The organism is Microbacterium sp. X-17 (assembly GCF_039615055.1).
The window spans coordinates 347,904-360,345 of the sequence record NZ_JBDHNI010000002.1 but is presented as its reverse complement, the minus strand read 5'-3'; the positions used below and the strand labels follow the sequence as shown (position 1 = coordinate 360,345).

The 12,442-nt window shown below is 70.3% G+C and carries 9 protein-coding genes; 5 read left to right on the top strand and 4 right to left on the bottom strand.

All coding sequences use genetic code 11. The features are described from left to right. Positions 1-158: 158 nt before the first annotated feature. The 4 genes from ABCS02_RS10100 to ABCS02_RS10085 form a co-directional block, all read right to left on the bottom strand. Positions 159-281 (bottom strand): hypothetical protein, encoded by a 123-nt coding sequence (locus tag ABCS02_RS10100; protein ID WP_345835509.1) that lies wholly within the window; start codon positions 279-281, stop codon positions 159-161. Between the two features lie 5 nt (positions 282-286). Beyond that, entirely contained in the window at positions 287-2,935 is a 2,649-nt protein-coding gene (gene lanKC / locus ABCS02_RS10095; protein ID WP_345835508.1) for a class III lanthionine synthetase LanKC, read from the bottom strand. 195 nt (positions 2,936-3,130) lie between these two features. Beyond that, entirely contained in the window at positions 3,131-3,805 is a 675-nt protein-coding gene (locus ABCS02_RS10090) for a response regulator transcription factor (protein WP_345835507.1), read from the bottom strand. Further along, positions 3,802-5,130, bottom strand: coding sequence for an ATP-binding protein (locus ABCS02_RS10085; protein WP_345835506.1), 1,329 nt, complete (start codon positions 5,128-5,130; stop codon positions 3,802-3,804). The genes ABCS02_RS10090 and ABCS02_RS10085 overlap by 4 nt, the downstream gene beginning before the upstream one ends. Positions 5,131-5,538: 408 nt before the next feature. Here ABCS02_RS10085 and pstC point away from each other — a divergent pair, with 408 nt between their 5' ends. From pstC to ABCS02_RS10060, 5 genes are read left to right on the top strand one after another with little or no spacing between them, the layout of a single operon-like run. Next, positions 5,539-6,573, top strand: coding sequence for a phosphate ABC transporter permease subunit PstC (pstC, locus tag ABCS02_RS10080; RefSeq protein ID WP_345835505.1), 1,035 nt, complete (start codon positions 5,539-5,541; stop codon positions 6,571-6,573). Positions 6,574-6,583: 10 nt separating this feature from the next. After that, the gene (gene pstA, locus ABCS02_RS10075) at positions 6,584-7,867 is read left to right on the top strand and encodes a phosphate ABC transporter permease PstA (RefSeq protein ID WP_345835504.1); all 1,284 of its coding nucleotides are present in this window, start codon (positions 6,584-6,586) and stop codon (positions 7,865-7,867) included. Further along, positions 7,864-8,121 (top strand): hypothetical protein, encoded by a 258-nt coding sequence (locus ABCS02_RS10070; protein WP_345835502.1) that lies wholly within the window; start codon positions 7,864-7,866, stop codon positions 8,119-8,121. Before pstA ends, ABCS02_RS10070 begins: the two co-directional genes overlap by 4 nt. Continuing rightward, the gene (locus ABCS02_RS10065; RefSeq protein ID WP_345835501.1) at positions 8,118-9,773 is read left to right on the top strand and encodes a phosphate ABC transporter substrate-binding protein PstS; all 1,656 of its coding nucleotides are present in this window, start codon (positions 8,118-8,120) and stop codon (positions 9,771-9,773) included. The genes ABCS02_RS10070 and ABCS02_RS10065 overlap by 4 nt, the downstream gene beginning before the upstream one ends. A gap of 8 nt (positions 9,774-9,781) precedes the next feature. Further along, positions 9,782-12,409 (top strand): hypothetical protein, encoded by a 2,628-nt coding sequence (locus ABCS02_RS10060; RefSeq protein ID WP_345835500.1) that lies wholly within the window; start codon positions 9,782-9,784, stop codon positions 12,407-12,409. Positions 12,410-12,442: the final 33 nt, after the last annotated feature.

The following is a 12,442-nucleotide window of genomic DNA, read 5'->3' as shown; positions in this document are numbered from 1 at the left end:
CTGCGGGAACGCTCACCAGATTGCCATCGCGATTCCGGGAGATCCGGCCGGGGATCGACGGTGTGGACGGATGCCGCGGCCCTGCCGCATGGGGAGGGGGCGTACTGACCGCTGACCGGGCGCTCCCCCTGCGAGCGCCCGGTCACAGAAGGCCGAGGTCAGCAGATCGACGTCGATGTCGTGCTGAGGCAGGCGGTGACGCTGAAGGTGCTGACGAGAGCGTTGCGGGCGCGGTCGTCATCGCCTCGTTCGATGGTCTGGAGGCTGAGCAGGTATCCCATGGGATTCACCTCCTCCCCGCGGTCGGGGACGCTGCGGAGGGCATCAGCAGCGGGACATGGATCGGGCCGGCCGGTCGGTCTTCGAGCAGGCCCGCGTACGTGCGCAGCGCGGCGAGGACCCCGGCGGACCCGGTGGCGAAGTCGCACGAGACGCGCAGAAGTGCCTGGCCGGGGAACGCGATCCCGTGCGGTCGGCGGAGCGCGTGCAGTCGAAGCTCGGCGACATGGTGCGTGAGCGCGGCCTCGTCCTCGGGCGACGACAGTCCCAGCTGGACGAGTGCGGCGAGGAACACGATCATTCCGGCGCGACCCTGGAACAGGCCCGACTCGATGGCGAAGTCGGTGCGGGCGGCGCGACGGATCGCGGCGAGCGGGTGCAGCAGGCGTTCCGGCGCGTCGAGGTGGCGGATCGCCTGGGCCGCGACGAGCCCGACTCCGGCGGAGCCGGCGGCGAGGTACGGCATCAGGCGCCAGCCCTCGTTGATCTGCAGCGACCCGTCGACGGCGGGGAGGCAGTGGTCGAGGTCGTACGTGAGGGCGTCGAGCGCGAGCTGCAGATGGTCTGCGTCGCCCGTCCGCTCGAAGAGGCGCAGAGCGAACAGCGCCGTCCCCGTGGGGCCGCGCAGGAGGCCGCCGCTGCCCGTTCGGACGCGCCGATCCGACGAATCCTCGGCGAGCGGCGGACGGGCGTCCTGACGCGTCCGCAGGATGCCGGCGATCCGCAGGGCCTCCGCCTCCAGGGTCGGATCGGCGTCGCACTCGTCGAGGAACAGCAGTCCGAGTCCGGGCAGCCCACCGTAGAGGTCCGACCCGAGCGACGCGACGTCGATGCCGCGAAGCCGGCCGAGCGCGGCGTCGGCGTTGTCGTGCCGCCCGAGCCGGCGATCGAGCCAGGCGACGCCGGCCAGGCCGTCCCAGAGGCCGGGGCGATGCGGGCGACGCGGATCGGCAGGGCGCCGGAGGGCGGACTCGATCCAGGTCAGAGCCCGCTCATCCGGGGCCTGCCCCGCGATGGTCTGCGCGTGCACGATGCCGGCGACGCCGTGAGCCAGGCCGACGCCGTCTTCGGAGAACTGCTGCGGGTCGCCCGGCCAGGCACGGTCTTCGCGCGTGAAATCTGCGCTCGCCGCGAGCTCGGCCGCGATCTCGGCGCACAGGCCCTGCACCGCCGCGGCGTCGTGGGTGTCCCATCGGGCAACGGCATCGTCGATACGCGCCACGGTCGCGGGATCGTCGGCGGCGGGCCGGGTGAGGGCGAGATCGCGATGCACGGCGTCCGCCCACGCGTCATCGAGCGCGAACGTCCGGGCCGCTGCGCGCACGAGGTCGCCGGCCTTGCCCGGATCCAGATCGAGCAGAGCGGTGAGCGGGTAGAAGACGAAGATCTTGATGCACGCGAGACCGTATCGGTCGGCTCCGCGGCCCATGCGCCCGTCGGCCGCCCGGAAGCCCGGTGCGCCGACGATCACCGGCTCCTCCGCGGCGATCGGCTGAGACATCTCGAGGTCCAGGAGGGTGACCCGGCCGTCCGCACCGATCACCGCGTTGCCGGGGTGCACGTCACCGTGCGTGAACCCGGCGTCGTGCACGAGCGAGAGAGCCTCCTCGACGCGTTCCGTCACCTCGAGCGCCCAGCGCCGGTACTCGGCGCGGTCGGCGGGTGCGCTGTCCGCGCGGATCAAGGGACCGCGCAGCACGATCGACGACTGCAGCGATTCGCCCTCGACGCGACCGAGCAGGAGATAGCGGTGTCCGAGCAGCGTGAACGCGTCGTGCACGCGGGCCACCGGCAGGCCTGCGAGTCTCCGCAGGGTGGTCTCCTCGTCGAACAGCCGCGCGACCGCGTCCCGTCCGTCGGGGGTGTACCCGGCGTTCGGGCGGCCTTCCTTGAGGACGATCCGGGTACCGCTCGATACGTCCTCGCCGTCGTACACGCCGCCGGCATTGGAGTGGTGCAGCGCGCCGAGGATCCGCGGGAAGCCTGGTGGGGGCTCTTGCCCGCCCAGGGCTTCTCGTTGCGCGGCGAGGAAGTCGGGCAGCTCCACCCACTCCGGGGGCGTGAACGCGGTGTCGCGCACGTCCTCGACGAGGTGTCCGTCCGGATGACGCAGCGCGAGGACCTCGAAACCCTCCCCGCCGGCGATCGACTGATGGCGGAAGGCGCCGTAGCGGACGGAGAGCGGACCGCGACGCCAGCGGAGATCCGAGAGGATGTACGGCCCCGGCATCCCGCCGATCCGCGCGTCCAGCGTGTCGAGCGCGTCTCGCAGCGCGGTGAGGTCGGCGGGGTAGAGGGTGACGAACTTGCCGGAGCCGGTCCGGTCCGCATCTTTCGCGTTGGTGCCGAAGAGGGCGCCCCGGTGCGGCAGGTGTTTGAAGGCGACCCCCTCCGAGTGGCAGTACCGTGCGACCTGCTCGAGGACGTGTCCGGCCACATCGAGAGTTGCGCTGACGTGGATCTTCCAGCCCTGTTCGGGAAGCCCGCCTGCGGGTGGGAACCACGCCGACCAGTTCCCGTCGCCCCGGCTCGTCCAGCCGGCCCAATCGAGGTCGGCGGGAACGGTGAAGCGTGCCGCCTCGGGAACGGCGACGCGGGAAGGGTCCTCATAGAAGACGGCATCCGCTCGCGCAAAGCGCGGGTAGATCGCATCCACGGTCGTCGCCTCTCCTCACGCGACAATCCGGAGTGCCTGGCCGGAGTGCGTTCGTCGTCAGTATGGCGACGCCGCGGTCGCTCCGCGCCGGCTCCGACGCGGTCGTGAGAGGGCTCTCATGACCGCGTGACCAGCGCAGAGCAGGGTTCGAGGGTCCGGAGGCTATTTTTCAAATTTCATCCGATCGGATGATGCCTACCGCTGATCCAGCCCGTTCCGCACCGCCCAGAGCGCGAGCTGGGTGCGGTCGGCGAGCTTCGTCTTCTTCAGCGCGGACCTCAGCTGGGTCCGGATCGTGTTGATGGACACACCGAGGCGGTCGGCGAGCGCCTCGTTCGTCGTGAACCCCCTGCTGAGCTCCTCGGCGATCGCGTACTCGGCGGCCGTCAGGGCGGTGAGAGGAGCGGCCGGATCCGCCTCCGGGTGCTGGCCCCTCCGAGTGAGCTCGCGAATGACCGCGGGTGTCACGCGCGGCGAGATGACGCCCGCGCCCGTCGCCGCGGCGTGGACGGCCTCCACGAGCTGCGCGGTGTCGTGGTTCTTCAGGAGGTATCCAACCGCACCGGCGTCCAGGGCCTCGAACACGAAGCGGTCGGACGCATGGCTCGTCACGACGACGACGGCGATGCGCCGCGTCGCCCGAGGGCCGGTCAGTGCACGCGTCGCGTCGATCCCGCTGCCACCGGGCATCTGGAGGTCCATGAGGACGACGTCGGCACGCTCGGCTTCCGCCGCGAGAACCGCGTCGGCCCCGTTGGACACCTCGCCGACGACGGCGATCCCGGGGATCTGTTCGAGCCGGAGTCGAACGCCTTTCCGGTAGGCGCGATTGTCGTCGGCGATGAGCACCCGCGTCGGTCGTTCGGTCACGACACGTATCCTGCCGTGGCCGACTCGCTGGCGGCATCCATGATCGGGATCGTCGCGTGCACCCGCCACCCGCCGCGCTCGGTGGGGCCGACGCTCAGCGAGCCGCCCAGGAGGCCGACGCGCTCCTGCAGGCCGGTGAGGCCCCAGCCCAGCCCGAACGATGCCGGGTCGGGCAGCCCGCGGCGAGAGGGTCCGTTGGTGACCTCGATCCGGAGCTGATCATCGGTGATGTCCACATCGAGGTCGATCGAGGTGCCGGGGGAGTGCTTGACGGCGTTGGTCAGCGCCTCTTGCGCGATTCGGTAGGCGCTCGTCGAGATGACGGCGGGCAGAGACCCTATCGCACCTGATGTCTGCATGTGCACGCGTACACCACGTTTCCGCCAGAACTCGACGAGGTCGGCGAGGTCGAGAACGCCGGGAGTGGCCTCCGCCGTCGTCGGATCGGTCGCGCGCAGGTCGTGGAGCGCCGAGAAGAGGCTGGCTGCCGCGTAGCGCGCCTCCGAGCGCGCCTCCGTGAGGAGCGTGAGCGCATCGGGCGAGTACTGATCGGCGATCATGAGCGCGGCGTCGGTGAGCGACAGGAGACCGGTGATGTGCTGGCCGGCGACGTCGTGAAGCTCCTGGAGGATCCGCGACCGCTCGGCCTCCCGCGCGTGGGCGAGCCGTGCTTCCTGATCCCGCCGCTCTTTCTCGGCCTGCGCGCGCAATCGTGCGACCCGTCGTGACTGTGCCCCCCACCAGAGTCCGACGACCGCCGCCAGCGTGAAGGCCGCGGCGGCGCCCGCAGCCTGGCCGAGGATGAACCCGGTCGCGGTGCCGGGGGTGAGTTCGTTGATGCCAGCCCAGGCGATGAGGGCGAGGACCTGCGCGACGATGATCGCGAGGAGCATCGTCAGCGTCATCGCGACCGTGCGTCGCGCGCCGAACAGGAACAGCGCCGCGATCACCGCGAGCTGCATGGGTGCGACCCACGCCGGCGCGTTGAGGACGAAGAGCGCCGCGAGGTATACCGCCATCGTCGCCGCCACCGCGACCGCGGCCCATCGTGTCGTCAGGAGCAGCAGGGCCGCCTGCGCGGCGCAGAACACGAGGACGAGGAGGATCGACCCCCAGAGCGGGATCGCATACGGCCACTCGCGTCTGCCGTCGAGGATGAAGGCGATCGGATCCAGCAGCCCTTGCACGAGCACCGTGAGGAACAGGACGAGACTCAGGGCGAGCGGCAGCCGGCGTGTGGGGAGGATCGCGTCGAGACCTCGCCAGGGCACGGCATCGTCCTCGGCCGTCGTCTTCGCGACGTCGCTTGCCGGTGATTCGGTCACGGTTCCCACCTCGGGCGAGCCCTGCGGAGAGCGGTTCTTCTCCTCCGACATCCTCCCAGGCTTCCCCGGATGGCGGTCCGACGTCATCACTACGGATGAAATCTGAAAAAAAGTCGCCGACGAGCGTCGGTGTTCGACCTGGCGCCTCGCTCCCCCGGAATTCCGGGGGTCTCCTCGGGCTTCGGTCGGGCCGTGCGAAGGCTACGTCCGTGTCAAGGATGCGGCAACAGATCGGGCCCCGCGTTCATCAATTGTTTCTCCTCGGGTCCGGAGGCGTTCGTCGCCAAACGGGGAGGCTGCGCTCGCATTCGGCGGGCCTGTCGCACAGGCTTGCCGCGTCTGCTCGACGGATCCCCCCACCTCGAGCCGGCGGATCTCCCGATGACTTCATCGAGCCCAGGAGCACGGATGTCACAGCCCACGCTCGTCCGCGAGGACGAGGAGCGGAAGGTCGAGGCGGCGGTCGGCACCGAGGACCGCCCGCGGTCCCTGACCTCGAAGCGCAGCCTGTCGGACGGCCTGTTCCGCTTCGGCGCGCACGGCGGCGGCGTGATCGTGCTGGCGATCATGACGCTCGTCGGGCTGTTCCTCGCGATCCGCGGGGCGCAGGCGATCGTCTCCGCCGGCCCCTCGTTCCTCACGACGCAGGCGTGGGAACCGAACAGCGGCAACTTCGGGATCGCCGCGGTCCTGTTCGGGACGGTCACGATCGGCCTCATCGCGATCTGTGTGGCCGTGCCCCTCGCGATGGGCACGGCCACATACATCTCGGAATACGCGCCGCAGGGCCTGAAGCGCCTCCTCATCGGCATCATCGACCTGATGGCGGCGATCCCCTCGGTGGTCTACGGCCTGTGGGGGATGTTCTGGCTCGAGGGCGCGATCCTGCCGGTCGCGCAGTGGATCAGTACGTACCTCGGATGGATCCCGATCTTCGCGGTCTCGAAGTTCAACCCGGATGACCCGCTCGCGACGCCGACGGTGTTCACGGCATCCGCGTTCCTCGCCGGGCTCGTGGTGTCGATGATGGTCGCGCCCATCGCCGCGTCGATCATGCGGGAGGTGTTCTCGCAGGCGCCGATGGGGGAGCGCGAGGGCGCGTACGCGCTGGGCGCGTCGAAGTGGGGGATGATCCGCAGCGTCGTCTACCCGTTCGGGCTCGGCGGCATCATCGGCGGCACGATGCTGGGCCTCGGGCGGGCGCTGGGGGAGACGATCGCGGTCTACCTCGTGATCTCGCCGATCTTCGTCATCAACTGGCAGGTGCTCTCGACCGGCACGAACTCGATCAGCGCGCTCATCGCGCTGCGCAACGGCGAGGCGAGCCCGTTCGAGATCTCCGCGCTGATGGCCGCCGGCCTCGTGATGTTCCTGATCACGATGCTCGTCAACTTCGTGGCGGGCTTCATCATCTCCCGTTCGCGGTCCGGGGCATCGAGCTGAGGCGGATGACATGACGACGACACCGATCCTCACGAGCGAGCGCACGCATCGCCGCGTCCACCTGCCGGGCCGTTACTCCCGCACGCACCTGCCCGGGCGCGACGGCCGGATCCACGAGACCCACCCCGAGACGCGGCGGGAGCTCTCCCGGGTGCGGCGGGACGACGTCCTCCGGATCGTGGGAGCCGCCGCGGCCGCGATCGCGACGACGAGCTGGCTGTTCCTCCAGATCCTTCCGTTCCAGGGACCCCTGCCGTTCGTGCTGATCGCGTACGCCCTGTTCCTCGTGTTCTTCGTCGTGCTGATCAGCTTCGACGACAACCGGGTGACGATCCTCGACCGGGTATGGGCGGTGGTGATCCACTCCGCCGCCGTCGTGCTGCTGCTGGCGCTCGCCGTGGTGATCGTCTTCACGCTCGTGCGCGGCGCGAGCGCGTTCTTCAATTGGAACTTCTGGGTGCAGGATCTGTCGCTCGCGGGCCCGCTCGACCCCCTGACCGTGGGCGGGATGGCGCACGCCGCGATCGGCACGCTCATCATGATCGGCCTGGCGCTCGCGGTCGCGATCCCGCTGGGGCTGCTGTGCGCGGTGTTCCTCGCGGAGTTCCCGTCGCCGTTCGCGAGGATCGTCCGCACGGTGTGCGAGGCGATGACGGCGCTGCCGTCGATCATCTGCGGCCTGTTCATCTACGCGACGTACATCCTGATGTTCGGCTTCGACAAGTCCGGCTTCGCCGCGAGCCTCGCGATCACGATCATGATCCTGCCCATCATCATCCGCTCCGCCGACGTCGTGCTGCGGCTCGTGCCGGCGACGCTGAAGGAGGCCTCGCTCGCGATGGGCGCGAGCCAGTGGCGGACGATCTGGCACGTCGTGCTGCCCACCAGCAAGTCCGGCCTGATGACGGCGATCGTGCTCGGCACGGCCCGCGGCATCGGCGAAACGAGCCCGGTCCTGCTGACCGCCGGCTACACGACGTACTTCGCGCTGAACCCCTTCTCCGGCCCGATGGTGTCACTGCCGCTCGCGACGTTCACGCTCGTGAAGAGCCCCGAGCCGACGCAGATCGCGCGCGGCTTCGGCGCCGCCGCCGTGCTGATGACGCTCGTGTTCGTCCTGTTCCTGCTGGCGCGCATCCTCGGCGGCCGTGGCGCCGGCCAGCTCTCGCCGCGGGGCTACGCCCGCGCCCGGGCGGCTTCGAGGCGGGACGCCGCCCGCTTCACCGCCCGCGACGCCCACCGGCTTGCCGTCCCTCAGCCGAACGCCGCGTCCGGGGGAGGAGGCCTCAGATGATCCCCCGCCGCAGGCCATTGCATCCTGTCCGCATCGAGCTCACGGTGTCGCCGTGTCTCGCCGCCGTCCTCGTCGTGGCGATCGTTTTCTTCACGGTGCGGACCATCGCCCGCGCCCGCCGGAGAGCATCGCTCGGCTCCGATACGACCCAGGAGATCATGCACAACCTCTACGCCCGCTACGGCAAGTACTGGGACGACGACGAAGAGCGCCTCGAGGCGGACGTCGCAGAGCGGGTGGAGGAGAGCGCATGAGCGTCCGCCGCTGGGGCCTGTCGCGCGTCGTCGTCGCAATCCTCGGGGTTGTGCTCGCCGTCGCCGGCAGCGCGCAGCTCGCGGCCGCGGCCGAGCCGGTCGGCGTCGTTCACGCCCCAATCCGAGGCTCGGGCTCGACGTGGTCGGCGAACGCGTTGCAGCAGTGGATCCGCAACGTCTGGGCGAACTATCAGTGGCGGATCACCTACTCCGAGTCGGGCTCGACACAGGGCCGGAATGAGTTCGCGAACGGCACTGCGGACTTCGGCGTCAGCGAGATCCCCTACGGCATTGCGAACAGCAACGAAGCGGACACGGCACCGAATCGACGGTTCGTCTACATGCCGATCGTCGCAGGGGGTACGGCGTTCATGTACAACCTGGAGATCGGCGGGCGGCGGGTCACCAACCTGCGTCTGTCGGGGGAGAACCTCGCCAAGATCTTCACCGGCCTGATCACCACGTGGAACGACCCCGCGATCCAGGTGGACAACCCGCTGTTGGCGTTGCCCGCGATCCCGATCGTCCCCGTCGTCCGGTCCGACGGCTCGGGAACCAGTGCGCAGTTCACGACGTGGATGCGGCAGGAGCAGCCCGCCCTCTGGGATGCCTATTGCCCTCGGGTGGGTCGAGAGTTCGTCAACGGCCACTGCGGAATCACGAGCAACTATCCGACTGCGGCGGGCAGCGGGTTCATCGCGAAGGCCGGCGCGAACGGCGTGGCCGGCTACGTGGCGCAGAAGGCGGCGGTTGGCTCGATCACGTTCGTCGAATACTCGTATGCCCTCAACTCCGGCTTCCCCGTGGTGAAGATGCTCAACGGTGCCGGCTACTACGCGGAGCCGACCGCCTCGAACGTGGCGGTCGCCCTTCTGCAGGCCCAGATCAACAACGATGCGGCCTCGCAGAATTACCTGACACAGGATCTCAGCCGCGTGTATGCGGACAACGACGCGCGCACCTATCCGCTGTCGAGCTACTCGTACATCATCCTTCCGATCGTCCGTGAGTCCGGCTTCACGGACGACAAGGGACTTACGCTCGCCGCGTTCGGCTCGTACTTCCTGTGCGAGGGCCAGCAACAGGCGGAGACTCTCGGATACTCGCCGCTGCCCGTCAACCTCGTGCTGGGGGCTCAGACCCAGATCCAGAAGGTGCCCGGCGGGGATCCCACGGTGACGAACTTCTCGGTCGCCGGCTGCAACAACCCGACACTCGATCCGAGCGACCCGAACAGTAACGCCCTGGCCAAGAACGCTCCGTTCCCGCCCGAGTGCGATCGTGCCGGGACGACGCAGTGCCTTACCGGCACCGGCGGTGCGCGAGACCAGCCGACACAAGGAACCGGGGGTTCGGCGGGCCCGAGCGACGTCGCCGCGGGAGGGACCACCGCGGGTGGCGCAGCAAACACCGCCGGCAACGCCGCGGCGTCGCGGGACGGTGGAGCGGCGGTCGTGGACGGGGCGGTCACCCTGGTCAACGCCAGTCCTCAGACATTGCCGACGAACCGGCCGGGTTTCGTGCCGGCGCTCGTTCTGCTGGGGGCTGCCGCCACTCTCCTCCTCGTCGCGGTTCTCCCGTCGCTGCTGAGCCGCCGCCGCAAGCCCGTTCTGCCCGCCCTCGATCGCGGCTCGCCGCGTCCCACACGCTGAGAGACATCGTGACCCTACGGTTCCCCACTCCCGCCTGGCGGCGCGCGATCGTGTTCGTCGCGGTCGCGGCGTTCGCCGGTGCCCTGCTCGGGCAGGCGGTCCCCGGCGCGAGTATCGCCGCCAGCGGCGCCGACTCGTCGATCACCGTGGCGTGGGCCACCGGCGCGGCGACGGTCGGCCCCCAGGCGCGAGTCACCGCGGACGAGGTCCGGAACGCGCAGCCTCGCCACGCCGCGCTGAGCGATGGGAACGGCAACGACGGCGGATCCGGGCACTGGGCGGATTTCAAGAACCTCACGGTGACCGTGGGGAAGACGGGCAGCGTCGGCGACGAGGTGCTCAGCGTCACGGTCGCGGGGTTCCCGTCGGCGACGGTCACGGACCTGTCCAACGCCGCCGCGTCCAACTATGTCCAGGCGATGCAGTGCTGGGGCCCCGACCCGAGTGCGCCGGACTTCTACCAGACCTGCCAGTACGGCGGCTACGCCGGGACCCCGTCCGCGCAGAATCTTGTCCGCACGTATGGGGCGACCCGCGGCACCGCCGACGTCTCCGACGCGGAGAACGAGGTGGCGACCACGCCCTACCCCTTCCGCGCCGCTACCGGCCAGGTCAGCAGGCCTCACCGGAACGTCAACCCCGGTGAGGCGCACAGCACGTACTACGTCGACGGTCTGGAGCAGTTCTTCACGGCGTCGAGTTCCAACGAGGTCATCTTCCAGCCCGTCGACGAGGGGGGACGTGCGACGTTCGGCTTCGTCGCGCAATCCGGCGCCTCGCAGCCCTACCTCGGCTGCGGGAGTTCAGGCCGCAGCCGCTGCTGGCTCGTGGTGGTCCCGCGCGGCTCCCACTCCGGCGTCCGGGCGGGGACGCCGGCGGAGGCCTGCGACACGGGGAACCCGCAGGCGTATGGCGAGGTCACGAGCATCCAGGACGGGTCCCCGGTGGCGCCGGACTGCTCGTACTTCGACGATCGCGTGGTCGTCCCGCTCGACTTCGATCCGGTCGGCGGATCGTGCGCTGCCGGATCGGTGGAGCGCCGCGCCGTCGGCAGCGAGTTCGTGGCCCCCGCGTTCTCGTCGTGGCAGCAGGCGCTCTGCGGCACCGGCACGGCGTTCGGCCTGACGACCAACAGCGGCAACCTCGTGCGGTCCCAGCTCCTCGCCGGGCAGACGCAGCTGGGGATCACCGCCCAGCGTCTCGCCCCGGGCAACATCGGCACCGCTGATCCGGCCTCACTCGCGAGCGCCGACCTGATCTACGCGCCGCTGGCCAACACGGCTCTCGTGTTCGGATTCGTCCTCTCCTCGCCGACGAGGGTGTATCCGTCGCTCAAGCTCACCCCGCGCCTGATCGCCAAGATGCTCACGCAGTCGTACAAGATAGATATCCCCTCGGTCTCCGGAAGCTACACCAACCCGAACTACTCCGGGTCGGCGAGCCGAGACGCGATCGCGAACAACGCGGAGTTCGTCTGGGACGATCCGGAGTGGCGCGCCGTCGGCAATCCGGTCCCGTCTGACCGGACCGACAAGACGGCTCTCGCGCTCACCGGGCCGCAGGGCGACGACGCCGTCGACCTGCTGTGGCGCTATGTCCTCGCCGACGCCGATGCGCGCGCGTTCCTCGGCGGCGCGCCGGATCCATGGGGTGCGATCGTGAACCCCTACTACCTCCCGCCGGGGAATCCGCGTGCGATCGACGGCGGGTACGACCTCCTGAGCGCGCCGCTGGATGTCTTCCCGAAGGCCGACCGCACCCTGGTTCCCACCGAGGCCGTCGCGAACGAGAACTTCTTGGGGCGCCGGATCGACTCGACGTCCTTCCTCCCCTACGCCGGCAGCTTCGACGCGAGCGCCGCGCGCATCGCGCGCGCGGACAGCCAGCGGGCCAACGAGTGGGATCCGTACAGGGGGTGGGTGAGCGCGGGGCCGCCGCTCGCGAACGGCTTCCGTTACCTCATGGGGCCGGTGAGCGCGGCGGGTGCGGCGGCCTATCAGCTCTCGACCGCGGCCGTGGCGCTGCCGCTCGCGGTGCCGACGACGAAGGACTCCGTGACCTCCGCGCGTTCGTTCGTGGTCGCGAGCGATGCGACCCTGGGGGCCGCCGTCGGGTCTCCGGGCTACGACGCGGTGGGCGGGCGGGACACGGATCTCACCGCGCTTCCCGCTGATGCCTATCCCCTGACGATGACGCTGTATGCGGCCGCCGACCGCAACTCGGCCGGACTCGACGGCGGGGCCCGGTCGCAGTACGCGACGTTGTTCCGCTACGCCGCCGACGCCGGGCAGGTGCGCGGCCAGGACCCGGGGAATTTGCCCGACGGCTACGTTCCCCTCACCGACGCGCAGCGCACCGAGACCAACGCGTCCGCCGCGCTTCTGCTCGAGGCGAAGGACGGGGCGTCGCCCACGCCAGAGACGCCGCGGGCCGCCGCCGCTCCGGCGGGTTCCGGTGGGCCGGCCGCGCCCGCCCCGAGTTCGCAGACCCAGGTGACGGCGTCGCGGTCCTCGGGCGAGGCGCCCGGCACGAGCGGAGCGGGAGCGCCGGGGGCGGTCCTGGGCGGAGCGCTCGTCGCGGGCGTCGCGGGGCTTCTCGTTTCGCCGTTCCTCCTCCGACGGAGGGGATCGGCATGAGGTCAGGGGCTGCCGCCCGCAGCCATCCACAGA